Annotated in this window: 17 protein-coding genes, 1 tRNA gene and 1 pseudogene; 9 read left to right on the top strand and 10 right to left on the bottom strand. The window is 73.5% G+C overall.

Annotated elements, in window-relative coordinates:
- Window positions 1–30 precede the first annotated feature (30 nt).
- From AAC944_RS13775 to AAC944_RS13795, 5 genes and pseudogenes are all read left to right on the top strand, one after another.
- Window positions 31–1,314 (top strand): hypothetical protein, encoded by a 1,284-nt coding sequence (locus tag AAC944_RS13775; protein WP_078888569.1) that lies wholly within the window; start codon window positions 31–33, stop codon window positions 1,312–1,314.
- Window positions 1,311–3,956 carry a serine/threonine-protein kinase gene (locus AAC944_RS13780; RefSeq protein WP_030614962.1) on the top strand — a complete coding sequence of 882 codons (2,646 nt, stop codon included), beginning with the start codon at window positions 1,311–1,313 and terminating at the stop codon, window positions 3,954–3,956. The genes AAC944_RS13775 and AAC944_RS13780 overlap by 4 nt, the downstream gene beginning before the upstream one ends.
- Window position 3,957: 1 nt before the next feature.
- Complete coding sequence (locus AAC944_RS13785) at window positions 3,958–5,196, top strand: PP2C family protein-serine/threonine phosphatase (RefSeq protein WP_030614965.1); 1,239 nt, start codon at window positions 3,958–3,960, stop codon at window positions 5,194–5,196.
- A gap of 140 nt (window positions 5,197–5,336) precedes the next feature.
- Entirely contained in the window at window positions 5,337–6,698 is a 1,362-nt protein-coding gene (locus tag AAC944_RS13790; RefSeq protein WP_030614968.1) for a vWA domain-containing protein, read from the top strand.
- Window positions 6,699–6,760: 62 nt separating this feature from the next.
- Window positions 6,761–8,145: pseudogene (locus tag AAC944_RS13795) on the top strand (FHA domain-containing protein).
- A 27-nt stretch (window positions 8,146–8,172) separates the two neighbouring features.
- Here the strand turns inward: AAC944_RS13795 and AAC944_RS13800 are convergent.
- Complete coding sequence (locus tag AAC944_RS13800) at window positions 8,173–9,204, bottom strand: methyltransferase domain-containing protein (RefSeq protein WP_030614975.1); 1,032 nt, start codon at window positions 9,202–9,204, stop codon at window positions 8,173–8,175.
- Window positions 9,205–9,269: 65 nt separating this feature from the next.
- On the opposite strand from AAC944_RS13800, the gene AAC944_RS13805 reads away from it, so the two are divergent.
- A complete protein-coding gene (locus tag AAC944_RS13805) occupies window positions 9,270–9,674 on the top strand; it encodes a globin (RefSeq protein ID WP_030614978.1) in 405 nt (134 codons plus the stop codon).
- Between the two features lie 128 nt (window positions 9,675–9,802).
- On the opposite strand, the gene AAC944_RS13810 is transcribed toward AAC944_RS13805, so the two are convergent.
- The 7 genes from AAC944_RS13810 to AAC944_RS13840 all read right to left on the bottom strand — a co-directional run bounded on the left by AAC944_RS13810 (window position 9,803) and on the right by AAC944_RS13840 (window position 20,767).
- Complete coding sequence (locus AAC944_RS13810; protein ID WP_030614981.1) at window positions 9,803–10,513, bottom strand: DUF8010 domain-containing protein; 711 nt, start codon at window positions 10,511–10,513, stop codon at window positions 9,803–9,805.
- Window positions 10,510–10,962, bottom strand: coding sequence for an acyl-CoA thioesterase (locus AAC944_RS13815; RefSeq protein WP_030614984.1), 453 nt, complete (start codon window positions 10,960–10,962; stop codon window positions 10,510–10,512). Before AAC944_RS13815 ends, AAC944_RS13810 begins: the two co-directional genes overlap by 4 nt.
- Window positions 10,963–10,972: 10 nt before the next feature.
- A complete protein-coding gene (ettA, locus tag AAC944_RS13820; protein WP_078888570.1) occupies window positions 10,973–12,637 on the bottom strand; it encodes an energy-dependent translational throttle protein EttA in 1,665 nt (554 codons plus the stop codon).
- Between the two features lie 801 nt (window positions 12,638–13,438).
- Window positions 13,439–14,848: a Cys-Gln thioester bond-forming surface protein gene (locus tag AAC944_RS13825; protein WP_030614990.1), complete on the bottom strand. Its 1,410-nt coding sequence runs from the start codon at window positions 14,846–14,848 to the stop codon at window positions 13,439–13,441.
- 252 nt (window positions 14,849–15,100) lie between these two features.
- Window positions 15,101–15,859, bottom strand: coding sequence for a single-stranded DNA-binding protein (locus AAC944_RS13830; RefSeq protein WP_368397182.1), 759 nt, complete (start codon window positions 15,857–15,859; stop codon window positions 15,101–15,103).
- 302 nt (window positions 15,860–16,161) lie between these two features.
- A complete protein-coding gene (locus AAC944_RS13835) occupies window positions 16,162–18,288 on the bottom strand; it encodes a GTPase (protein ID WP_438272827.1) in 2,127 nt (708 codons plus the stop codon).
- A 610-nt stretch (window positions 18,289–18,898) separates the two neighbouring features.
- Window positions 18,899–20,767, bottom strand: coding sequence for a dynamin family protein (locus tag AAC944_RS13840; RefSeq protein WP_051871770.1), 1,869 nt, complete (start codon window positions 20,765–20,767; stop codon window positions 18,899–18,901).
- 311 nt (window positions 20,768–21,078) lie between these two features.
- Here AAC944_RS13840 and AAC944_RS13845 point away from each other — a divergent pair.
- Window positions 21,079–21,151, top strand: a tRNA-Arg gene (locus AAC944_RS13845).
- 182 nt (window positions 21,152–21,333) lie between these two features.
- On the opposite strand, the gene AAC944_RS13850 is transcribed toward AAC944_RS13845, so the two are convergent.
- Window positions 21,334–21,567: a hypothetical protein gene (locus AAC944_RS13850; RefSeq protein WP_030615003.1), complete on the bottom strand. Its 234-nt coding sequence runs from the start codon at window positions 21,565–21,567 to the stop codon at window positions 21,334–21,336.
- A 633-nt stretch (window positions 21,568–22,200) separates the two neighbouring features.
- Window positions 22,201–22,794 (bottom strand): hypothetical protein, encoded by a 594-nt coding sequence (locus tag AAC944_RS13855; protein ID WP_051871788.1) that lies wholly within the window; start codon window positions 22,792–22,794, stop codon window positions 22,201–22,203.
- 623 nt (window positions 22,795–23,417) lie between these two features.
- On the opposite strand from AAC944_RS13855, the gene AAC944_RS13860 reads away from it, so the two are divergent.
- A complete protein-coding gene (locus AAC944_RS13860; protein ID WP_030615009.1) occupies window positions 23,418–24,470 on the top strand; it encodes a glucose 1-dehydrogenase in 1,053 nt (350 codons plus the stop codon).
- Window positions 24,471–24,698: 228 nt separating this feature from the next.
- Window positions 24,699–25,736 (top strand): hypothetical protein, encoded by a 1,038-nt coding sequence (locus tag AAC944_RS13865; RefSeq protein WP_063759944.1) that lies wholly within the window; start codon window positions 24,699–24,701, stop codon window positions 25,734–25,736.
- The last annotated feature ends 9 nt before the right edge of the window (window positions 25,737–25,745 follow it).

Below are 25,745 nucleotides of genomic sequence, written 5' to 3' on the forward strand. Positions count from 1 at the left end.
CGCACCGCACGCACTCTGGAGAGGTGATCGATGGGGGTCCCAGGGCCCGCCCCGGCCATGAGCCGCGACGAGGTGGACCGCGCCCTCGGCAGGCTCGGCGCCGAGCACGAAGCGATCGAGAGCTCGCTGCTCGCGCTGCAGGACCACGCGGGCCGCCGCCTCCTGGAGGGCGCCGAACTGACCGGCGTCACCAAGGACCGCTGGGCGACGGCCGAGCGGCAGATCACCGTGCTGTGGGCGCACTTCGAGGCGTACACCGCCGCGCTGGAAGCCGCCCGCGAGCTGCGCGCCCGCCGCCGCTGGCTGTCCCCCGACGACCTGACCACCCTCACCGAGATGCTGCGCGGCGCCGGTGTCACCGTCTCCGGCGGCTCGGCCGCCGGCACCCCCGGCAGACTCAGCGAACGGCTCAGCCTCGAAGCGCTGGTCGACCGGATGAACGGGCTGTACGCCCGCGCCCTGGACGTCATCGTCAGCGCGGACTCCGTATGGACCGCACTGCCCGCCCGCATCGACCTGCTCGCCGCCGAACTGCGGCGCACCCGCTCCCTCGCGCACTCCGTCGGCGTACGCCCCGGCGAGCACCCCTCCGGCGACGACCTGGAGGACATCACCGACGAACTCGGCCGGCTGCGCGCCGAGGTGCTCACCGACCCGCTCGCCTTCTGGGTGCCCGCCACCGACGCCAGCGCCGCGCCCGGCGGCGGGCATCCCGACACCGGCCGGTACGACCGCGCGGCACGCGCCCTGGAGGACGTACGGCGCGAGATAGAGGCGGTCCTCGCCGTGCGGCAGGACGCCGAACGGCGGCTGATGCAGGTGCGCGACCTGCTCTCGCGCGCCGACCGTACGCTCACCGAGGCGCGGCAGGCGCGCGGCGAGGTGCTGGCGAAGATCGCCGCGTCCGAGGTGCCGGCCGTCTCCGGCCCGTCGGCCGCGCTGCACGAACAGCTCGCCACCGCCGCCGAGTACCGCAGACGCGCCCAGTGGCACCTGCTGTCACCGCTCCTGGAGAGCCTGGAGGAGCGCGCCGAGGAGGAGCTGCTGCGCGCCCGCGAGTCGCTGACCGCGGTGACCGCGCCGCTGGCGGTCCGCGCCGAACTGCGCGGCCGGCTCGACGCGTACAAGGCGAAGGTGGCACGGCACGGCCTGGCCGAGGACCTGCTGCTGATCGAGCGGTACGACATCGCCCGCCGGATGCTGTGGAGCGCGCCCTGCGACCTGCGCGCCGCCGAACAGGCCGTACTGCGCTACCAGCAGGCGGCGGCCGAGGCGCTGGCAGCCGGCCGGACGGACCGCGAGGGGGAGTCATGACCAGCGAGAACGCCGCGTGCCAGCGGCCGGAGTGCGGCGGCTGTTACGAGGACGTCGGCGAGGGCGAACTGTACTGCGACACCTGCGGCATGGCGCCGGTCGTCTCGCCGACCGGCATGGTGTCCTCGCCGCCCACCGGCGTCGCGGGCGCCGCCCGCTCCTCGGCCGGCTCCGGCTCCGCGCAGAACTCCGGCAGCGCCTCCACGTCGTCCTCCTCGCGCTCCTCCGGCTCCCGGCGTTCGGTCTCCGGGCGCCTCTCGCGCTCGCTGTCCGGGCCGTCGACGCAGCTGGTGTCCGTGCGCAGCGGAAGCTCGGGGCAGGGCTCCGCCTCCGGCTCCGGCGCGGGGCGCGGGCGGCTGGGCGCGGGGCTGGTGGCGGTGCCGGACGTACCGCGCCCCGACCCGCGCACGGTGGTGCTGGAGAACCCCGAGGTCCCCGAGCGCAAGCGGTTCTGCAGCCGCAGCGACTGCGGGGCGCCGGTGGGCCGGGCCCGCAGCGGGCGGCCCGGCCGTACGGAAGGGTTCTGCACCAAGTGCGGCCACCCCTACAGCTTCGTGCCGAAGCTGCGGGCCGGTGACGTGGTGCACGGCCAGTACGAGGTCGCCGGCTGCCTCGCGCACGGCGGGCTGGGCTGGATCTACCTGGCGGTGGACCGCGCCGTCTCCGACCGGTGGGTGGTGCTCAAGGGCCTGCTGGACACCGGCGACGAGGAGGCGCTCGCCGTCGCGGTGTCCGAGCGCCGTTTCCTCGCCGAGATCGAGCACTCCAACATCGTCCGCATCTACAACTTCGTCGAGCACCTCGACCCGACGACCGGCAGCCTCGACGGCTACATCGTCATGGAGTACGTCGGCGGCAAGTCCCTCAAGGAGATCGCCAACGAGCGGCGCACTCCCCAGGGCCGGCGCGACCCGCTCCCGGTCGAGCAGGCCTGCGCGTACGGCATCGAGGCACTGGAGGCCCTGGGCCACCTGCACAGCCGCAACCTGCTCTACTGCGACTTCAAGGTCGACAACGCCATCCAGCAGAACGACCAGCTCAAGCTGATCGACATGGGCGCGGTCCGGCGGATGGACGACCACGAGAGCGCGATCTACGGCACGGTCGGCTACCAGGCGCCCGAGGTCGCCGAGGTCGGCCCGTCCGTCGCCTCCGACCTCTACACCGTCGCGCGCACCCTCGCCGTCCTCACCTTCGACTTCCAGGGCTACACGAACGTTTTCGCGGACTCGCTGCCGGACCCGGAGCACATCGAGGTCTTCCGCCGGTACGAGTCCTTCTACCGGCTGCTCGTCCGGGCCACCGACCCCGACCCGGCGCGCCGGTTCGCCTCCGCCGAGGAGATGGCCGAGCAGCTGACCGGCGTACTGCGCGAGGTCGTGGCGCTGCAGACCGGTGAGCAGCGGCCCGCGCTGTCCCAGCTGTTCGGGCCCGAACTGCGGGTGGTCGACACCGAGCTGATGCCGGCGGTGGCCGGGGACACCTCGCTGCTGGGCGGGCGTACCCTCCCGTTCCGCCGCCGCGGCCGGCGGAAGCAGCCGGCCGCGGCCCTGCCGGGCCGGGGTCCGACGGCGGGGCTCGTGGGCGCCGCACCGGACACGCCGTCGATCCCGGCGCAGATGTCGTACGAGATCTCCCCGCTGCCCGGATACGGGAGCCCGCCTCCCGTGCTGCGCCCCCTGGACACGGCGGCCACCGTGCTCGCCCTCCCCGCGCCGCGGGTGGACCCCGGCGACCCGAACGCCGGCTTCCTGGCCGGCCTGCTGGCAGCGGCCCCCGCCGAACTGGTCGCCGCGCTCCGCTCCGCGCCCGCCGACTCCCTGGAGGTCCGGCTGCGCGACCTGCGGGCGCGGCTGGAGATGGGCGACGGGCCCGAGGCCCGGCGGGTGCTGCGGGAGATCGAGACGGACCCGCTGGCCGACTGGGCGTCGGACTGGCGGGTGGTCTGGAACCGCGGCCTGGTGGCCCTCGCGGAGGGGGACAAGGAGACCGCGGCGCTGTCCTTCGACGCGGTGTACGACGCGTTCCCGGGCGAGCCCGCGCCCAAGCTCGCGCTGGGCGTCTGCGCCGAGGTGCTGGGCCAGCTGGACAACGCAGCGGAGTACTACGGCCTGGTGTGGTCGACCGACCACAGCTATGTGAGCGCGGCGTTCGGGCTGGCCCGGGTGCGGCTCGCGGCCGGTGACCGGGCGGGCGCCGTGCGGGCGCTGGAGGCCGTGCCGGAGTCCTCGATCCACTTCACCGCGGCCCGTATCGCCGCGGTACGGGCCCGGCTCCGGCAGCGCCCGGCCGGCGAACCGCTGCTGGCCGACCTCCAGGCCGCGGCCCGGCAGATCGAGCGGCTCGCGGACTTCGGCCTGGACGCGCAGCGCCGCGAGACGCTGACGACGGAAGTACTGGGCTGCGCCCTGGACTGGGTACTGTCCGGGCGCGCCGGGGAACCCGCGCCGGACGGACCGGGCACGAAGGGGCAGCCGGCCGACGGCCGCCCCGCACTGCTCGGCTGCGCGCTGGACGAGCGCGGGCTGCGCTTCGGCCTGGAGCGGTCCTGCCGACTGCTCGCCAGGCTGGCCCAGCGCGGTGATGAGAGGATCGAACTGGTGGAGCGGGCCAACCGCTTCCGCCCCAGGACGTGGGTGTGAGATGGCAGTGACAGGTCCTACCCGGTGCCCGGGCTGCGCCGAGCCGCTGGAGCCGGGGGACAACTTCTGCGGCGTGTGCGGAGCCGACCTCTCCGCCGCGGCGGGTGAGAACGCCGCGGCCGGGGAACACCCGACGCTCGCGCTCTCCCCTCAGAGCTCTCAGGGCTCTCAGGGCAGGGCGCCCGCGGGCCCCGAAGCGGCGTACCGGGCGGCGCCGCCGCCCGCGCCGGAGACCCGGCTGCCGGGCGCGGGCCCGGCACCGGCGGTGCCCGCCCCGGCCGGTACCGCGGCGCCCGCCGACCCCCGTGCGACCTTCGCCGCCCGGACCTGCGTGGCCTGCCGCACCGGCACCGTCGACGAGGACGGCTACTGCGCGCACTGCGGCCACGCCCAGCCCCGCGAGCGCGACCACTTCGAACGGGAGCTGGAGCGGGTCGCGGCGGTCAGCGACCGCGGCCACCGCCACCACCGCAACGAGGACTTCTTCGCCGTCGCCGGCACCGCGCTGCCCGACGGCTCCCCGGCCGTGGTCGCGGTGGTCTGTGACGGCGTCTCCTCCGCGACCCGGCCCGACGAGGCGTCGCAGGCCGCGGCCGAGACGGCGGCCGAGTCGCTGCTGGCGGCACTGCCCCGGGAAGCACATCCCCAGCAGGCCATGCACGACGCGATCCTGGCCGCCGCCAAGTCCGTCGACGCCCTCGCGGCCGCGCCCGACCAGCCGCAGCAGCACGACCCGTACCGCCGGCAGAACGCCCCGGCCTGCACGCTCGTCGCGGCCGTCGCGGCGGGCGGGGTGCTGACCGTCGGCTGGGTCGGTGACAGCCGCGCGTACTGGATCCCCGACGACCGCACGGCGCCCGGCGCCCGGCTCACCGAGGACGACTCCTGGGCCGCGCAGATGGTGGCGAACAACCTGATGACGGAGGCGGAGGCGTACGCCGACGAACGGGCGCACGCCATCACCGGCTGGCTGGGCGCCGACGCGTACGAACTCCAGCCGCACACCGCCGCTTTCCGGCCGGACCACCCGGGTGTCGTCGTGGTCTGCACCGACGGCCTGTGGAACTACTCCGAGGCCGCGGCGGAGCTGGCGGCCGTGCTGCCCCCCGACGCGGGTGAACGCCCGCTGCACGGCGCCCGAACACTGGTGCGCCACGCTCTGGACAGCGGGGGCCACGACAACGTAACAGTGGCCGTGGTGCCGTTCCCGGTCCCCGCCACCGGGGCAGGATCGGCCTGAGTCACCACGGCAACGCCGCAGCACAGTAGAGCGCAGTGAACGGTCCGGCACCGGGGGAGGTGCCGACGGGGGGACGGCCTGGGGTACTTCCGCCCGCCCGCACGCCGACGAGCACGACGGAGCGTCAAGGAGCGGAACGGATGGCCAACTTCTCGAAGTCCACGGTGCCGCAGTTCTCCGTGGAGGTGTACCAGAACGAGTACCTCCCCGAGGGCGGCCGCGAGGTGAACGCCATCGTCACCGTCACCGCCACCGGCGGCGGTACCTCGGGGGGCCGGCCGCTCGCCGACGCGACGGGGCAGCCGTCCGTCCCGGCGCAGGGCCGGGCCCCGGACGCCGCCGTCGTCATCATGGTCGACTGCTCCGGCTCGATGGAGTACCCGCCGACCAAGATGCGCAACGCCCGCGAGGCGACCGCCGCGGCGATCGACACGCTGCGCGACGGGGTGGCGTTCGCGGTGGTCGCCGGCACCCACCAGGCCGCCGAGGTGTACCCGGGCGGCGGCCGCCTCGCGCAGGCCTCGCCCGCCACCCGCGGCCAGGCCAAAGAGGCGCTGCGGCGGCTGCGGGCGGGCGGCGGCACCGCCATCGGCACCTGGCTGCGGCTGGCCGGGCGGCTGCTGGACTCCACCGAAGCGGCCATCCGGCACGGCATCCTGCTCACCGACGGCCGCAACGAACACGAGTCGCCCGAGGACCTGCGGGCCACGCTGGACGCCTGCGCCGGCCGGTTCACCTGCGACGCGCGCGGGGTGGGCACGGACTGGAAGGTCGCCGAGGTCACCGGCATCTCCTCGGCCCTGCTGGGCAGCGCCGACATCGTCGCCGACCCGGCCGGGCTCGCGGCGGACTTCACGCGGATGATGGAGACCGCGATGGGCAAGGAGGTCGCGGACGTCGGCCTGCGGGTGTGGACGCCGCAGGGCGCCGAGATCCAGTACGTGAAGCAGGTCGCGCCGACGGTCGAGGACCTGACCGGGCGGCGCACCGACGCCGGGCCGCGGGCCGGCGTCTACCCGACCGGCTCGTGGGGTGACGAGTCCCGCGACTACCACGTGTGCGTACGGGTACCGGACGCCGGCGTCGGCCGGGAGATGCTGGCCGCGCGGGTGGCACTGGTGCTCCCTGTGCCCGGCGGCGAGGCGCAGCGGACGCTGGCGCAGGGCCTGGTACGGGCGGTGTGGACGACCGACATGGCCGTATCGACGCAGATCAACCCGCAGGTGGCGCACTACACGGGGCAGGCGGAACTGGCCCGTGTCATCCAGCAGGGGCTCGATGCGCGTAAGTCCGGAGATATGGACGGAGCGACCGCCCGGCTCGGCCGCGCCGTACAGCTGGCGAGCGCTTCGGGGAACGAGGACACTGCGAAACTGCTTGCGAAGGTGGTGGACGTCGTGGACGCCGCGACCGGTACTGTGCGGCTGAAGGCGAAGGTTGCGGAAGCGGACGAGATGACACTCGAAACACGCTCCACCAAGACAGTTCGCGTCAAAAAGTGACAAACGAGTGACAAGTTAGACGTAACGCCGTCGGAAGACGGTACGGAGGGGGACATACCGACATGCCGACCTGCCCGAACGGCCACCAGTCAGTGGCCGAAGACTGGTGCGAGGTGTGCGGCCACCGCATGGCGGGCACTGTCGCGCAAGCCACTCCCCCGCCCCCCGGCTTCCCCGGCGCCCCGGCACCCCAGCAGGGCAGCTACGGCTACCCGCCGCCCCCCGCCCCCCGCCCGGCGCGGGCCAGGCCCCCGGGCCCGGCACCGGCCAGGCCGAGCTGTGCCCGCAGTGCGGTACGCCGCGTGAGGCCATGGCGCCGTTCTGCGAGGAGTGCCGGTACAACTTCCTGACGCACTCCCCGACCTCCGCCTCGTACCCGGCGCCGCCGCAGCAGCAGTCCGCGCCGCCGCCCGGCTTCCCGGCCCAGCCCGGCCCGCCGGACCAGTACGAGTACCAGGGTTCGCGCCCCTCGCAGATGAACCGGCCCGCCGAGCCGCTGGGCCCCGGACAGCAGCCGGGCCCCGCCGGCCCGCCCTTCGGCGAGCCCGGCCCGCCGCCCCCGCCGTACGGTGACGCGGGATCGACGCCTCCGCCGCAGCCGCAGGCCCCGCAGGCCCCGTCCCCGTCCCAGGGCGGCGACGACTGGCTGCTGCCGCCGCCCGGCGGCCCCCAGCCTCCCGGCGCCCCGCAGGGCGCGGCCCCGCAGGCACCCCCGGCGCCGCCCGGCCGGCCCGGTCCGTACGGGCAGCCCGGTCCGCACGGTCCTGGTTCTCCGGGGCCCGGCGCGCCGGGTGCCGGTCCGCAGGGGTTCGAGCAGCCCGGCCCGCCGCCCCCGCCGTACGAGCAGTCCGCGCCCCCGGCGCCGCCCGGCCCGTACGACTCCCAGGGCGCCCCGTGGGGGCAGCAGCCGCCGCCGCAGCAGCCGTTCCCGCAGCAGCAGCCGCCGCCCCCGCCGCAGCAGTACGACCAGCACGCCCCGCAAGGCGGCACCGGTGAGCAGCCGTGGTCCGCGGGCGGCGCTCCCGGCCAGGCGGCGACCGGCGCCGGCTGGGTCGCGGTGATCGCGCCGGACCGTGAGTACTTCATGGCGATGATGGGCCGCAGCGGCCCGGAGGCCGCCGGGCTGAACCTGCCCGCCTACTCCCCCGAGCAGCAGCTGCCGCTCTCCGGCCGGCAGGTCACCATCGGCCGCCGCCGGCACAGCACGGGCGAGTCGCCGGACATCGACCTGGCACGCCCGCCGGAGGACCCGGGCGTCTCGCACCAGCACGCCATGCTGGTGCAGCAGCCGGACGGCGGCTGGGCCGTCGTGGACCAGAACTCCACCAACGGCACGACCGTCAACGGCGGCGAGGAGCCGATCCAGCCGTACGTCCCCGTCCCGCTCCGGGAGGGCGACCGGGTGCACGTCGGCGCCTGGACGACCATCACGGTCCGCCGGGGCTGAACGTCACCGGCCGCTGCCGGGCCGGGCTCAGCCCCGGCTCGGCAGCGGCCACCGGTGCGGACCGTCGGGGGCGTCCAGCCACGCCCACTGCCGCTCCCCCGCCACCGTCACCCCGAACCGCTCCCGGTCCGGCCGGCGCTCGGCGCGCCACAGCGCGTACGCGGCGCCCGGGTCCAGCGTCCCGGCGCTCAGCGCGTGCAGGAAGTGGAAACGCTCGTCCCGCAGCGCCTCCGTCGGCACCTTCGCGGTCCCGGCCGGCGCCCCGGTCCGCTCCCCGTCCGGCGATGCGCCACCGGGCCGGTCCACGGGCACCGCGCTGCGCAGCCGTACGAAGTACGCCGGGGTGGACAGGAACCGTCCCTCCGCGTGCCCCGGCCCCGTCACCCGCAGCAGTACCAGCCCGGTGGCCAGCGGCGTGAGGATCAGCCCGCCGGTCCTGCACTGCGCCACCCACGCCGCCGGCACGGACGGCAGCCGGCAGGTCGCCATGATCCGGTCGAACGGTGCCCGCTCCGGGCAGCCGAGCGCACCGTCCCCGGTGATCACCAGCGGCCGGCACCCGGCCGCCGCCAGATGCTCCCGGGCCGGTCCGGTGATCTCCTCGTCGAGGTCGACGGTGGTCACCCGCGCGTCGCCGAGCCGGTGCGAGAGCAGCGCCGCGTTGTAGCCCGTGCCCGTGCCGATCTCCAGCACCTCGTGCCCGTCCTCGACCCGCAGCTCGTCCAGCATCGTGGCCATCAGGGACGGCTGGCTGCTGGAGGAGACCAGCTCCCCGTCGCGCACGTGGGTGGCCAGCGCGCTGTCGGCGTACGCGCCCCGCAGCCACTCCTCCCGGCGCTTCGGATCAGGATGATCGGCGGCCCGCCGCTCGTACCCGCCGGCCACGCCCACGTAGTACACCGGCACGAACAGGTGCCGGGGCACCTCGGCGAACGCCGCCCGCCAGCGCGCGTCGGCCGCCCCGCCGCCCAGCGTGATCAGCCGCACCAGCCCGGCACGGGCCTGCGCGGCGTCGGCGGCGTACGGATCGCTTTCTGGTTCCATGCCGTTACCGCTCATACCTCCACTGTGCGCCAAGTCCTACGTCTCCCGTACTCGGCCGGTACGTCTGAGACCATGGAAGCGTGAACGAGATTCCGCGCGGCACGCTTCAGGAGCAGACCTTCTACGAGCAGGTCGGTGGCGAGGAGACCTTCCGGCGTCTGGTGCACCGCTTCTACCAGGGCGTCGCGGAGGACCCCCTGCTGCGGCCCATGTACCCGGAGGAGGACCTCGGCCCGGCCGAGGAACGCCTCGCGCTGTTCCTCATGCAGTACTGGGGCGGTCCCCGGACGTACAGCGACAGCCGCGGCCACCCCCGGCTGCGGATGCGGCACATGCCCTTCACCGTCGACCGCGCGGCGCACGACGCCTGGCTGCGGCACATGCGGGACGCGGTGGACTCCCTGGAGCTGGCGCCCGAGCACGAGACCCAGCTGTGGAACTACCTGACGTACGCGGCCGCCTCGATGATCAACAGCGAGGGCTGAGCCGGCGCTTCCGGGCCTTGGGCCAGGTGACAGGCCGGCCACGCGAGAGACCGACCACGCGAGAGGCCGGGCCGCCCCTGAGGGGTGGCCCGGCCTCCGCCGTGTGCGTGCGTTGCTGTCCGCCGCCGTCAGGCCGGGGTGACCGACAGTCCCTGGAGTCCGCCCGTACGGACGGCGATGGAGCCGTGCGGCGTACGGAACCGCAGCCAGCCGCCCGCGGCCAGCAGCGTGTACGGCTCCGGCAGGGATCCGGCACCCGTCGCGCCTACGGGAGCGCGCACCGGGCGCAGGAAGCCCAGCGACTGCGCGGCGTGCACGGCGCGCAGCGGCAGGTGTGTGTCGCCGACCGCACGCGACCAGATCTCCCGGCCGATCCGGTCCCGTTCCGTACGGGTCCGCCGCTCGGGCGGCAGCTCCCCGTCCCGGGCCCGGAACTCGGCGACCGAGGCCGCGAGCACGCGGCCGAGCGCGTCGGGCTCGGGCAGCCCCGGCACCCGGCGCCAGCCGCCCTGCGGCGGCAGCACCCCGGCCCACGGCGGCCCGGTGACAGCGGCGGGGACGGCGAGTTCGCCGGCCGGCTCCTCGATGCCGTCGAGCAGTTCGCCCGCCGAGACGGTCGCGTCCAGCCGTACCGGCTCCGCGAGGCGCGCCGTACGGATGGCCAGCACCTCGAAGGACGGCGGCCGGCCGAAGACGGCGAGCACGCCGCCGTCACCGGCACCACCGGCCGGTGCCGCCTGCAGGCGTACCGCGGCGGCGCGGTCGTAGTGCAGCAGCCGGGACAGGAAGGCGGCGAGGTCCGCCGCCTCCCCGTCGTCGGCCAGGCGCAGGACCGTCATGCGGCGACGGCCTCCGAGCGCTCGTTACCGCCTTCGCCGGCGTCGGCGTCGTCCAGGTACTCCTGCAGGAACGCCTTCTCCTCGGCGGTGATGCGGCGCGGGCGGCCCGCTTCGAGGTCGTACGGCACCACGACGGTCGAGGCCCGCACGTACAGGGTGTCCGCGTCCTTGATCTCGTACGCGATCGTCAGGGACGCCGCGGTGATCCGGGTCACCCAGGACTCGATGGTCACCGGCTCGTGCCGGTGGACCAGCGGGCGTACGTAGTCGATCTCGTGCCGGGCCACGACGGACCCGCCGGAGAACGACGGACTGCCGTCCCCCGGCGCCAGCCGGAACATGAAGTCGATCCGCGCCTCTTCGAGGTAGCGCAGGAAGACCACGTTGTTGACGTGGCCGAACGCATCCATGTCCGCCCAGCGCAGCGGGCAGGAGTAGACGTGTCGCACGCGATCGACCTCAGCCTCGGGTCAGCTTCTTGTAGGTGGCGCGGTGCGGACGCGCGGCGTCCGGGCCGAGCCGCTCGACCTTGTTCTTCTCGTAGGACTCGAAGTTGCCCTCGAACCAGAACCACTTGGACTCGCCCTCGTACGCCAGGATGTGCGTGGCGACGCGGTCGAGGAACCAGCGGTCGTGGGAGACGACCACGGCGCAGCCGGGGAACTCCAGCAGCGCGTTCTCCAGCGAGGACAGGGTCTCGACGTCGAGGTCGTTGGTCGGCTCGTCGAGGAGGAGCAGGTTGCCGCCCTGCTTGAGCGTGAGCGCCAGGTTGAGGCGGTTGCGCTCACCACCCGACAGCACGCCGGCCGGCTTCTGCTGGTCCGGGCCCTTGAAGCCGAACGCGGAGACGTACGCGCGGGACGGCATCTCGACCTGGCCCACGTTGATGTAGTCCAGCTCGTCCGAGACGACGGCCCACAGGGTCTTCTTGGGGTCGATGTTGGCGCGGCCCTGGTCGACGTACGAGATCTTGACCGTGTCGCCGACCTTGATCGACCCGGAGTCGGCGGTCTCCAGGCCCTGGATCATCTTGAACAGCGTCGTCTTACCGGCACCGTTCGGCCCGATGACGCCCACGATGCCGTTACGGGGCAGGCTGAACGACAGGTCGTCGATGAGGACCTTGTCCCCGAACGCCTTCGAGAGGTTCTCGACCTCGACGACGACATTGCCCAGACGCGGGCCCGGCGGGATCTGGATCTCCTCGAAGTCCAGCTTCCGGGTCTTCTCGGCCTCGGCCGCCATCTCCTCGTACCGGGTCAGACGCGCCTTGGACTTGGCCTGCCGCCCCTTGGCGTTGGAGCGCACCCAGTCCAGCTCCTCCTTCAGACGCTTCGCACGCTTGGCGTCCTTCTGGCCCTCGACCTTCAGGCGCGCGGCCTTCTTGTCCAGGTACGTGGAGTAGTTGCCCTCGTACGGGTGGGCACGGCCGCGGTCCAGCTCCAGGATCCACTCGGCCACGTTGTCGAGGAAGTACCGGTCGTGGGTGACGGCGACGACGGTGCCGGCGTACTGCGCGAGGTGCTGCTCCAGCCACTGCACGGACTCGGCGTCCAGGTGGTTGGTGGGCTCGTCGAGGAGCAGCAGGTCAGGGGCCTCAAGGAGGAGCTTGCAGAGCGCGACGCGGCGGCGCTCACCACCGGAGAGGTTGGTGACCGGCCAGTCACCGGGCGGGCAGCCCAGCGCGTCCATGGCCTGCTCCAGCTGCGTGTCCAGGTCCCACGCGTTGGCGTGGTCCAGGTCCTCCTGGAGCTTGCCCATCTCCTCCATCAGCGCGTCGCTGTAGTCGGTCGCCATGAGCTCGGCGACCTCGTTGAAGCGCTTGAGCTTGTCCATGATCTCGCGGGCGCCGTCCTGGACGTTCTCCAGGACCGTCTTGGACTCGTCCAGCGGCGGCTCCTGCTGGAGCATCCCGACGGTGTAACCGGGCGACAGGAACGCGTCACCGTTGGACGGCTGCTCCAGCCCCGCCATGATCTTCAGAACCGTGGACTTACCGGCACCGTTCGGGCCCACGACACCGATCTTCGCACCGGGGTACATGCTCAGGGTGACGTCGTCGAGGATCACCTTGTCGCCGTGCGCCTTGCGCGCCTTGCGCATGGTGTAAATGAACTCAGCCAAGAGAAACCGTCCGGCAGTCTGGATCTGGAAGTGGGCAGTACTACCCATCTTGCCGTACGCCGGTCCTCCGATGGAAACGGGTGACCTGCCACCGGCTTCTCGTGGCGATGCCTTCGGGGGTGCGGGGACCGCGGAGCCCACAGTGCCCACGGGGTGGGCATGCCGCACGGAAGGCACCGAGGGACCTCCGGGGTGCGGGTGCCGATGGCCGAGCAGCGGCAGCCTGCGGTGCCGGGGGCGGACCCCGACGGGCCTCCGGGGTGCGGGTGCCGACGAGCCGAGCAGCGGGCAGCCTGCGGGCGCCAGGGCGGACCCCGACGGACCTCCGGGGTGCGAGTAGCCGACGGCCCCGGGCGCTGTGGGCGCTCCGGGGCCGGGGCTTGGTGCTTGCGGTACTCAGCTGACGGTAGTCAGCTGGCGGTACTCACTGCGCGCGGCATGAGGCTAGCGGGCACGGGGCTCGCCGCGCGCGGTTCGCGATCGCGGCTCGCGGCTCGCGGCTCGCGGCTCGCGGCTCGCGGCTGCGCATGTCGTACTCACTGCGCGCAGTGAGCGTGCGGCTCACGGTACTCGTCGGTTGTCACTCCTCGGCCGTCGATCGACGGTCGTCACTCGTCGATCGACGGCCGCCGGTCACCGGCCGTCGGTCGTCACTCGTCGATCGATGGTCGCCGGTCACCGGTCATCGGTCACCGGTTGTCACCCGTCGATCTTCGGTTGTCGGTCGTCGGTCGTCACTCGCGACGTCCTACCGCTCACCCTGTGCCATGACGCTGTTACTGCGTCATGGCGCTGTTACTGCTACTGCGCGGCGCCGGTCTTCTTCTTGCGGAGGAAGAACACCGCCGCACCGCCGACCACGACCAGCACGACCGCGACGCCCGCAATCATCGGCGTGGCGCTGCTGGAACCGGTCTCAGCCAGGTCACCGCCGGTGTCACCGGCCGAGTCGCCGCCCGTACCACCGGCCGACGCCGGGCTCGGGTGCGCGGACGGGGCCGGGGTGCTGCCGCCACTGCCGGCGGTCTTGCAGTCCAGGACACCGGTGAACGTCTTCGAGAAGCCGTTGTCACCCTTCACCGTGATCTCGTACGACTCGTCCTCGGCGACCGGCACGGTCACCGTCTCGGACTTGCCGGGCGCGATCTCGTGCTCCTTGCCGGCCAGCTCGAACTGGAACGCCTCGTCACCCTTGTTGCCCACGGTGACGTCGACGCCACCCTTCGCGCAGTTCTTCTCGGCGGTCACCGCCGGAACCGCCCCCTGCTTCGCCCACGAGGCGGTGGCCACAGCGGACACGGTGGACTCGCTGGAGCCCGCCAGGATCTGCGTCTGGCTCTTGGCGTGCTCGCCGACGCCGGTGAAGGCCCGGCCGACCGGCACCTTCGTGGCGGCCTGGACGGTCAGCGAGGTGGAGCCGTCCTCGGCACCGGCCGGCACGTCGAAGAACAGCTGCGAGCCGTTGGGCGCGCTGGTGACCGGCTTGCCGGCCTTGTCGACGACCTTGACGCCGGACGGGGCGTCCGCCGCCGGGGTGACCGTCGCGCTCTGCGCGTTGGTGTGGACCGTGACCGGACCGATCCGGCTGCCGGACTTGCCGGAGACGGCGGGTGGGTCGAGCGTCAGGGACGCCGTCGGCTCCTGGAGGTTCTGCGCGCTCTTCTCGAGGTAGTCCGCCAGCTTCTCCGCCGCGGGGTCGACCGCGTCGACGTCGGCGTGGTCGGAGAAGCGCCAGATCGCGACCTGCGTACCGGCCGCCGCGGTCTTCTCGGTGAGCGTCCCGGCACCGGCCTTCTGCGCGAGCGCGGCCAGGTCGTTCACCTGCGGGTAGGAGTTCTGCAGGATCCAGCGGATCTTGCCGGCGTCGTTGTTGTTGTGCAGCGACGACTGGCTCCAGGGCACTTCCTGGTACTTGGCCTGGTTCTGCGTCGGGTTGTGGATGTCGATGCAGTACGTCTGGAGGGCACCGCCCTTGTCGACGGCCATCTCGAAGAGCCCGGCACCGATCTTCTGATCCCGGCCGTTGTCGTGGATGACGGCCTGGTCGTACACCTTCAGGCCGCCGAGCGTGGCGGTGACGCCACTGTGCGCCGGGGGCGCGTCATCCGCGGCAGCAGGCCCGGCGGTGACTATCGCACCCGCCGCGGCCAGGCCCGAGGCCAGGACCGCGGCGGCAAGGCGGGCCGCACCGCGCCTCTTCACAGAAATCATGAATTTCCCCTCTGGGCGGGGCAGGTCGATTGGGAAGTGGCCCCGCCGGAAAGACCGAGAACTCAACAGCCGAACGGAACGATCAGCCCCCGTGAGTACTCGTGATGATCAGCCCCCGTGAGTACTCGTGGATCCTAAGGAGCGAGCGCAACAGCGTCCCCAGTGATGCCGTTCGACAAGCGATCCGAATCGCAATCGTTACCGAAGGAAGCACCGCTGACCTGGGATTATCGACAAATCCCCGGGGATAATTCAGGACACTGACACCTTCTCCGGCGAATCGCTTTCTGCCTCGGAAGCACCCATTCCGGGCCCCGGAACGCCATCTCCCGCCTCGGACCGCGCAGTTCCGCTTGTGAAGCCGTCAGTCCGCCCGCGCTCTCCGCCAGTTGTGGCGCATCGGACACCGGCTGCTGCGGTTCCGGACTCGGCGGCGGGGCTTGCGTCTACCGCCAGAGGGGCACCGCCCAGGCTCGTGGCGGCGTCGGCGTCGGTAGCGGCGTTGACGTTGGCGTTGACGTTGGCGTCAGTATTGGCGTTGGCGTTGGCGTCAGCACACGTACCGGGCATGGCACCCTGGTCGGGCAGGGCGCCTGTACCGGGCAGGGCACTCGTGCCGGGCAGGGTCGTCATCCGCGCCGCGCGCCGGAAAGCGGCGGTGCCCCGGGTGAGGTCGTGCCCGATCGCCACGGCATCGATCTCCGCCGCGAACCACTTGCCGCCGCCGCGCTCCGGCGGGTGCTCCCCCTCGCGCACCGTCAACCTGCCTCGTACGACGAGTGGTTCGCCGACCGCCACCGAGGCGGCGAGGTTGTCGGCGAGCGCGCGCCACGCCCGCACGGTGTAGAAGCTCGTGGGGCCGTCCGCCCAGCGGCCCTGCTCCCGGTCGAAGCGGCGCGGGGTGCAGGCCATGCGGAACCTCGCCGCAGCCGCGCCGTCCTTTGTATAACGGTGCTCCACCGCCGTCGCCGCGTTCCCCGTCAGCGTCACCATCGTGTCGGTCATCGTCATTCCCCCCGTTCCGTCCGGCCGTCCGGTTCTCGGCGAAGTCCTTGGCCTCGCCATCAGCCGTGTCGTGCAATCCATGCTGCCCGGATTCGCGACTTCGCGGCGGGGGCTGTGGACAACCGTCGACGGTGCGCGGGCCGGCCGGGCGCCGGGCCGTGAACCGGGGAAAAGACGGCCACTCGTACGAGTGAGGCACCCGCCCTGATGTGTGAGGCGACGGCCCTGCGGGGCAAAACAGCTGGCCGCTCGCCGGTCACCGACTCACACGTCGGCCGACGCTTCGCCACACGCGCACCGGCGTCCGCTCACACGCCCGCCGCCACCGCGTACTGCTCGCGTACCTCCCGGTACCGCAGCAGCTCGGCCGCGACCGGCTCCAGTACCCGGGCCCTGCCGCAGCCGGCCGCCGCGTACCGCAGCTCCCGCTCGGCGTCCTGCCCGTACCGCCGTGCCGGGCCGCGCGCCGCCACCCCGCACAGCCACGACAGCGCGGGCCCGCCGACCGTACCGACCGTCAGCAGCACCAGCGCCGGCAGCCAGCCGGCTCCGCCGGACGAGCGGTCCACCCCGCACAGCAGGCCGACCATCCACAGCACGCCCAGCGCCTGGAGCCCGACGAGCAGCCCCTGCCCCGCCGCGGCCACGGTCCACCAGCGGGGTTTCGCCGGCGGCCCGGCCCGCAGCGCTCCGTCGGCCGCCTCCGCCGCGCGGTCCAGCGCCTCCGGCAGCCCCTGCGCCCCCTTGTCCGCCGCCTCGCGCACGGCCTGCGCCCACGGCACGGGCAGCCCGCGCGCCGCCTCACCGGCCACGGCCCGCACGGCCTGCTCGGTGACGGTCCGCGAGGCCTGCGCGGCAGGAGTGGCGGACGGCGCGGCCGGTCCGGACCGGGCGGTCGGCGCGACGACCCGCCGACCGATCGTGGCCGGCTTCCCGTGCGCGGTCGCCTTCCCGTGCACGGCCGCTTGTCCCTGTTCGCGCGTGGTCACCTTCCCGTACACGGTGACCTTCTCGTGCGTCGCCCCGCCCAGCCTCACACCGCCATGCTTCACACCCTCGCGCGTCAACCCGTCGCGCGTCACCCCGTCATACGTGACACGACCGTGCGTCATGTGGTCGTGCGTCACGTGGTCGTGCGTCGCTCCTCGGCCGTACGCCGCGCCCCGCCCCGCACCCGTCCTCGTACCGTGTCCCGCTCCCGGTGCCACCCCCGGCACCGCACCGGTACCCGGCTGCCCACGCAGCCCACCGTCACCGGCCCCCCTTCGCCTCGCCGCGTCCGCGCGCCAGTTCCGGAGGCGCACCCACGGGGTGGCGCAGGCGCGCTCCGCGTGGCGCAGCCAGTCACGTTCCGCCGCGCGCCCGGTTGCCGTGGCGCCCACGGCCTCGGCGAGCCGTTCCTCGAAGTCCTCCCGCGCCTGTTCGGTCAGGCCGATCTGGCCCTCCGCCACGTACACGGGCTGCAGCCGTTCCGCCGCGGCATCCACGTCAGCGGCCAGGCGGCGCCCCGGTGCGCCCCGCTCCGCGACGAACTGCCGCAGTGCGTCCCGCAGTTCGTCCACGCCCTCGCCGGTCGCCGCGGACAGCGCGAGTACGGTGGCGCCCGGCTCGCCGTGTTCGCTGAGCGCCAGCCCGTCCTCGTCGAGCAGCCGCCGCAGATCGTCGACCACCTGGTCGGCGGCGTCGCCGGGCAGCCGGTCCACCTGGTTGAGCACCACGAACGTCACCTCGGCGTAGCCCGCAAGGGGCCGCAGGTACCTCTCGTGCAGCACCGCGTCCGCGTACTTCTCCGGGTCCACGACCCAGATGACGGCGTCGACCATCTTCAGCAGCCGGTCCACCTGGGCCCGGTGGCCGACAGCCGCCGAATCGTGGTCCGGCAGGTCGAGCAGCACGAGTCCCCGCAGGTCCTCGCCGTCCACGCACCCGGCCCCCGACCCACTGTCCGGGCCGGCAGCCCGGCAACCGTCCGGACCGTCACCCGGGCCACCACCATCCCCGCCACCGTCCGTACCGGTGCCCGCCCCGCCGTCCGTACCGGTACCCACCCCACCGTCCGCGCCGGTGAGCGAGCCGCCGTCCCACCGGGTGAGCGAGCCGCGGTCCGGTCCGGTGGTTCCGCCACGCAGGAACCGCTGGTGTACGGGGATCTCCAGCCGGTGCAGCAGGCCCTCGGCGCCCGCCCGGCCGCCCGGCCAGACGCACGCCACGGGCTGCGAGGTGGTCGGCCGGCGCGCGGCGACCTTCGAACACGGGGCGCCGATGAGCGCGTTGAAGAGCGACGACTTGCCGCTGCCGGTCGCCCCGGCGACCGCCACCACCGTGTGCTCGCCCGACAGCCGGTACCGCTCGTCCGCCGCTTCCAGCACCTGCCCGGCCTCGTCCAGCGTCCGCCCGTCCAGCCGTGTCCGGGACAGTCCGATCAGCTCCCGCAGCGCGTCGATCCGGGGCTGCAGTTCGTCCTCCACGGTGCGCCGCCCCTGCGGCACGTACCCATGAGCGGCTCCGTCGCCAGCGCCGTCAGCACTTCCGCCACCGCCTCCGTAGCCGGATCGTTCGGCCACTCCGTAGCCGGGCCGTTCGGCCACTCCGTAGGCGGACCGTTCGGCCACTCCGTAGGCGGATCGGTCAGCGGGTCGGTCAGCGGGTCGGTCGGCGGCCGTGGTCCGCACCCCATCGTCCTCCGTCCCCCGCTTCGTCCCGGCCGAGGCGGCCTCCGCGAGCACTCGCGGCCTCTCGTAGGCATCCCTCGCCGCACGGCCGTCGCCCTCCCCCTCCACGGCCCGGCGCGCGATCAGCCCGTCGTCCCAGCCGCTCCCTCGTACAGCGCCGCCGTCCGCACCCTCGTGCTCACCGCTCACCAGAAGCCCTTTCCGTACGTACCACCAGAGTCATCGACACCCACGCGCCCGGACCGGCCCCGCCAGGGCACCCCGCCCCGGAGCATGCCTCCGTGCAGCCGCACCACCGGACAGCCGCGCCGCCGCACAGCCACGCCTTCTGACAGCCGTGCCTCCGGCCCTCCGGGCCCCCGGGCCATGCCCCTCACCCCGCCATCGCGCCCTCCGGCACCGGCCCCCCTCGTTCGCCGGACATCGCCGTGCGCAGGACCGACAGCGCGGCGATCAGTCCGACCTGCTGTTCCGGCGGCACGGTCAGCTCCTCCAAGGGGGCCAGCCTGCGCTCCCGCTCCCCCGCCAGTGCCCGCTCCAGACAGGTGTCCAGGAGCTCTCCACCCCGGTCGCGCAGCCGCAGCGCCCCATGGGCGCCGAGCAGCTCGGCGAGGTTCTCGCCCGCCGTACGGGCCCGGCGGCCGCCCAGCAGCATCGTGGCCAGCAGCGCCGCGGCCTCCTCGGGTACCGCGGCGCCCGTCCGCTCCGGGCCGCGCGGCTCTCCGGAGACGCCGCGCGCCTCGCGCGCCCGCCCTCGTACGCCTACGCCGCCGAGCAGCCCCCATGCGTCCGCGGCCGCCTCTCTCGCCGCCCGTGTCTCACGCGCCTCTTCCTCCGCGAGCTCCTCCAGACAGCGCCGCCAGCGCCGCGCAAGGATGCCGAGCCGCCCGGCTGTGCCCGCGTCCCTCGGGACGGCGCCCGCCGCCGTGTCCCCGTGTCCCGGTACTCCCAGCCCGGCCGCTGCCGGGTCGCGGTGCCATACCTCCGCCGTCCGCTCGTCCGCCTCCTCCACCGCGCAGCACAGGAGGGAGGTGAGGCCGCGGGTGAGGGAGTCCAGCAGTTCGTCGGGGCGGCCGCCGAGGGCGTGGTCGCGCCAGTGGGCGCGCGCGTCGCCCGAGAGGACGTCGCCGCCGGCCACCGCGCTCCGTACCCGTGCGGCCGCGTCCTCGTACGCCTCGTCGACCCGGTCGGCGAGCCGGACCGCCGCGGCGTGCTGGGCGGCGGACGCACCGGCGAGGGCGGGCAGCCGGCTGCGCAGGGAGGCGATGGCCCCGGCCACGGAGCGGGTGGCGGCCGCCTCCCGCGCCGCCGGTTCCTCGGCGTGCCGCTCCAGCCAGGCGCGGAGCGCGGCGACCGCGGTGGCCGGCAGCAGGCCGCTGCCGCCGCCCGCCGACTCGGGCAGTTCGGGGATGGTGAAACGCGGCACGTCACCGAGGCCCGCGCGGTTCAGCAGGGCCGCGTACCGGTCCGCGATGTCCGGCGCGATCTGGTGCGGCACCCGGTCGAGCACGGTGACGAGCGTGACGTCGTACTCCTTGGCGGTGCGCAGCAGATGCCACGGGACGGCGTCGGCGTACCGCGCGGCCGTGGTGACCAGCACCCACACGTCCGCCGCGCAGATCAGCTCCGCGGCGAGCTCCCGGTTGCGCGCCACGAGGGAGTCGATGTCCGGCGCGTCCAGGAGGGCCAGCCCCCGGGGGACGCCCCGGTCCGCCTCGATACGCAGCGGTGCGGGACCGTCGCCTTCTGACGCGGCGTCGCCGTCCTCCTCGTCGTCCTCGTACGCGCCGGCTCCCCCGCCCCCTTCACCCCGGTAGAAATCGCTTCCGTACGAACCTTCCCCATACGAGTGGTTCCCACCGATGCCCTGTTCCGGCATCCAGACGCGGGCGAGGTCGGGCAGGACGCGGGGCCCGGTGAACCACTGCCGGTCGTCGGGGTGGCACACCAGGACGGGCGTGCGGGTCGTGGGCCGCAGCACGCCCGCTTCGGTGACGTGCCGCCCGACGAGGGAATTGACCAGTGTGGACTTGCCGGCTCCGGTAGAGCCCCCGACGACCGCCAGCAGCGGTGCCTGAGGGGCGCGCAAACGGGGCATCACATAGTCGTCGAGGTGAGCGAGGAGTTCGGCACGGTCGCGGCGGGCCCGCGCCGCCCCTGGAAGGGGCAGCGGGAAGCGCGCGGCGGCGACGCGGTCACGCAGCACGGAGAGCGCGTCGATGATCCGGGGTCCTACGTCCAAGGTCGCCACATGTGAAGAATGCCCAATTTCGACGGCTTTTTGAAGCGTATAGCCCTATGTGCGCGCCGTACGAACCAGCTCAAAACGGTACGTGTGGCGCGTGAGGCAGCCGCGACAGGAGGGGCTCAGGCATAACGAGTGCACAACACCCGTCCCGTGAGGCGCCAAAAGCGATGCAGAATTCGTACCTGCCTGCGATTATCGGGACCGCTTCACTGAACCTCCACAACGTGCCACGGAGGTGAAGCAACCGGGACGAGGCACGCGGCCCCCTATCCTGGTCCGCGGTCCGTGATCCACGTCCACACCCGGCCCCCGTAGCTCAGTGGATAGAGCAGGTGCCTTCTAAGCACTTGGCCGCAGGTTCGAGTCCTGCCGGGGGCGCTCCGAGGCCCTCCCTCTGGGAGGGTCTTTTGCTGGTCGGAGCACCTGCGACCACCCGCACAGAGGCACCGGCCATCCCCACAGCGATCGGCGAGAGGGCGCGGCGCAGTCCGGCTGCGACCGGGTTTCTGCGGGGGCCACGGAGAATACGCGGTGACGTCACCGCGGAACGGCCGGAGCGGTCAACCCCTGCGGACTACGAGCGGGCGCGTCCAGGCGGGCTCGCTGCCCCAGGTGTCGGCGCCGCCGCCGCGCCACTCGATCAACCGAGGGTCAGCGATGTTGATCACATCCTCGTCGAGGCCGGCACGGCGCAGGAACTCGACGAGGTCTCCCGGGCTGTGGGCGAGACCGAGAATCTTGCCGCCGGCACTGACGCGCCGCCCACCCGTCGGGCTCGGCGGATGCACGATCACGGGGGCATCGGCCTTGAGGTGCTCGACCGCGTGGCGCCCGCCACCGAGTGCTCCCTGCGGATGAAGAGACTCACCCGATGGCGCGACGGCGGACCGCCGGACCGCCCGCCATCACCAGCAATGCCGAGCTCCTGGAGCGCTCCGTGAGTTCGCCCTGAGCAGGCCCGGCCCGATGTGGCCTCTCGCTGATGGCACCACCTGCGCATCCCCTGGGGCACCGCTGGTGGCCGGCCCGCAGGTAGGCGCTGTTCTTCTCGTACAGCTACGGCCAGGTGGCGTGTAGCCGTGGGTGACAGCCAGGTTGCGGCGTTGACGGGCCTTCAGTGCTGGGGCGTCGGTCTCCATGGCGTTGACGCGGTTCTCGTACTCGCGGCGGGCTGTGCGCTGGGCGGGAGCCGTCGGGGTGCCCTGGCAGCCGTCGAGCGGTCGGCAGCGGGCGAGGAGTCCGCGGTGTACGGAGGGAACGGCGCCGCCCCGGTCTCGGGACAGGAACGCGTCGTCAGCGTGCTGCGCCGCTGCGACACGGCCGTGGCCGCAGTCCTCCGCACGCCCAGCTCAGGGAAGGCGTCGCGGTGCCGGCACTCGACCGATCCCGGCGCCCCCACCGGGGGCGCCGGGACTGCTGACCTCACATCAGGAGTTCTGGAACGTCCAGACGTACGGCTCGCCGTCGTCCTCGGCCGCCCAGTGGACGGCCAGTTCCTTCGCGCCCTTCGGGACCATGTAGGTCTCGCAGAGCACGTGGCTCTGCCCCTTCTTCCAGTTCTCGATGTCGGTGTCCGACTCGCAGCCGGGCGCGTCGTCCGCGGCGCCGATCAGGATGGTTCCACGCCGGCCGTCGGCATAGATCTCAACGTTTTCGCCGACGCTCGGGTACGAGCTGACGACGCTGCCGCCCTTGTGCGTGTACTTCACGTGGGCCACCGCGGGGACGAACCCCTTGGCCCTTGCCGGATCGTCGACCATCTTCTTGGTGTCCGCTTCGGTGCCCACGTCGATCTTCTGCGCGACGACGGAGTACGTGACCTTGCCGTCGTCCTCCTTGAAGGGGCTGGTGGCGCTCTCGCCGGTCGCCAGCTCCCGGCTGCTCTCGGCCTTGTCCTCCTGGAGCTTGCCGGTGCTGGACTTGGCCTTGCCCGTGCTGTCCCCGCCGCCGCACGCGGTCAGCGACAGCGCCAGGACGGCTACGGGCGCGGCCGCACGCAGCCACAGCGTCTTCCGGTTCAGCATGTTCGATCTCCCCGTTGATGACATCCAGTTGGCATGATCATAACCAGAATCACGGCTCGGTGATCATGGCGGGTAACCGCGGTGACCTGCGCTTTGTCATATCGGCCGGAGCGCGGCATTCGACTGCGAGGGACGCTTTCCTCCCCCTCGGTACCACGTTCGCCGGGTACGGGCGGAACAGCCGGACCAGGCGCCCGCTCGGCTACCGGGCGGCCGCGGCCGGCTCGGCGGCGGCCGGCTCGGCGGCGGCCGGCTCGGCGGCGGCCGGCTCCTTGGCCTTGCGGTAGGTGGCGAACAGCTCCTGGCAGTGCGACATGCGCGACGGCACCGGCGGGGCGCCGCGAGGCCTTCTCATCGGGTGGGTCTTTCTGCTGTGCGGGGGCGGGTGGTCGACGGATGGTCGACGGGTGGTGGACGGGTAGGGGCGGGGCTCTCCGGGTGGTTCGGCGGTGGGGGCGGCGTGGGGGGATGACGGCGCGGGCGGTTCGGAGGTGAATGAGGTGCCGGGTGCGCCATGCCGGTCTGGGCGTGGGGCGCGGTGGGTACTCGCCGGGTCCGGTCGGTGGCCGTGGAGTGGTGGCCGGCCGGGACGTTACGGAGCGACGAGAGGGCTTGTGAGCATGCGTGCGCTGACCATCCGGCCGTTGCAGCCAGGTTCGCTGGAGGTGCGGGAGGTGCCCGACCCGGTGGCCGGAGCGGGCGAGCTGCTGGTGGACGGGCTGGACGTCGGGGTGTGCGGTACGGACAAGGAGATCGCGTCCGGGGAGTACGGGGCGGCGCCGCCGGGGCAGGACCGGCTCGTCCTCGGGCACGAGTCCCTGGGGCGCGTGCGCGAGGCACCGTCCGGGAGCGGCTTCGCGCGCGGTGACCTGGTGGTGGGCGTGGTCCGCCGGCCCGATCCCGAGCCGTGCGGGGCGTGTGCGCGGGGCGAGTTCGACATGTGCCGGAACGGGCGGTACACCGAGCGGGGCATCAAGGAGCGGGACGGCTACGCGAGCCAGGCGTGGACGGTGGAGTCCGAGTACGCCGTGCGGCTCGATCCCGGGCTGCGCCGGGTCGGGGTGCTCATGGAGCCCACCACCGTGGTGGCCAAGGCGTGGGAGCAGGTGGAGCGGGTCGGGGGCCGGGCGTGGTTCGAGCCGCGGCGGGTCCTGGTGACCGGCGCGGGCCCGATCGGGCTGCTGGCCGCGCTCCTCGGGGTGCAGCGGGGACTCGACGTGCACGTACTGGACCGGGTGACCGCGGGGCCGAAGCCCGGACTGGTCCGTGACCTGGGGGCGACGTACCACAGCGAGGACATGGAGCAGGCCACCGAGGCGCTTCGCCCGGACATCGTCATCGAGGCCACCGGGGTGGGCCGGCTGGTCTTCGACGCGATGGCCGGCACCGCCGCGTACGGGATCGTGTGCCTGACGGGCGTCTCCCCGACCGGGCGGCAGCTCACCGTCGACGCGGGCACCGTCAACCGCGACCTCGTACTGGCGAACGACGCGGTGGTGGGCTCGGTCAACGCCAACCTGCGGCACTACCGGCAGGCGGCCGACGCGCTGGCCGCCGCCGACCGCGACTGGCTGGAGCGCATGATCACCCGACGGGTGCCGCTGGCCCGCGCGGAGGAGGCGTTCACGGCGCGGGACGACGACATCAAGGTCGTCGTCTCGTTGGAGGAGTGAGCCGGAGGAACGGGCCGGACGAACGAGCCGGAGGAGCCGGCCGGAGATACGGACCGGAGGAGACTTGGAGGAGCGGGTCGGCGGGCCGGGCCAAGGGAGCGGGTCGGAGGACGACTTGGAGGAGCAGGGCCGGCGGACCGAGCCAAAGGAGGGCGGCGGCAGACCCGAGCCGGAGAAGCGGATCGGCGCAGTGGGGCGAAGAAGTGAGCGGAGGGGCTGTGGTGGCCTATGACGCCGGCGTCTGAGTCCGCCGGACCGCATGACGCCGACGAGCGGCACGGCCGCCGGCTGGTGCGTCGCGTACGGCACCGTCGTCGGCTGGTGCGTCGCGTACGGCACCGGCTGCAGGTCGGGCGGTTCCGTGAGCGTGGCAGCGAGCTGGAGCTGCTCCACCGCTCCATGGGCTTCGGCGCGCTGGGGCTGGTCACGCTCGTGCCGCTGCTGATCGTGGTGGCCGCTGCCGCCCCGTTCCGGCACCGTGGCTTCGCCCTCTGGCTGGTCGACGGCATGGCGTTGTCGGGCCGCTCGGCCCACGCGGTGGAGAGCGTCTTCACCGCGCCGCGCCAGGCGGTCGTCACGACGAGCGCGCTGAGCCTGGTCGCGCTCGCCGTCTTCGGGCTGAGCTTCGCGGGCAGCGTGCAGACCGGGTACGAGAAGACCTGGAGCCTGTCGGTGGGCCCGTGGCACCGCGCCTGGCGGCAGACCGTCTGGCTGGCCGTCCTCCTGGCCTATCTCTACGCGGAGGTGCAGTCCCGCGGCACGGTGCCGGAGCCGCTGCGGATCGTGTTGAACCTCCTCGCCGGCGTGCTCTTCTTCTGGTGGGGCCAGCACTTCCTGCTCGGCGAGCAGGTCGCGTGGCGGGCGCTGCTGCCGGGCGCCGTCGCGACCATGGCGGGCCTGGCCGGGCTGCGTGCCTTCTCGTACCTGGTCTTCGCGCCGCTCATCGTGAGCAACGCGGTCAGCTACGGGGCCGTGGGAACCGTACTGATCGTGGAGTGCTGGCTGGTCGGGGTCGGCTTCGTGGTCTTCGGCGGGGCGCTGCTGGGGCGGCACTTCCACGACCACCCGGAGCGCCATGTGTTCCCCCGCATGCGCACCATCGGAGACGTCCGCCACGTCCACCATCTGCGGCCGGCGCCGCGGCCCGCGCGGGGCGAGGAGCCCGCGGACCGCCGCGGGAAGAACGGGGACCGCCACAGGAAGAACGCGGACCGCCGCGGGAGGAACGGGGGCCCACCCCCCGGTGAGCCCCCGCACGCCCCGTGAGCGGCCGGG

This window comes from Streptomyces sclerotialus (genome assembly GCF_040907265.1).
Taxonomy (GTDB): domain Bacteria; phylum Actinomycetota; class Actinomycetes; order Streptomycetales; family Streptomycetaceae; genus Streptomyces; species Streptomyces sclerotialus.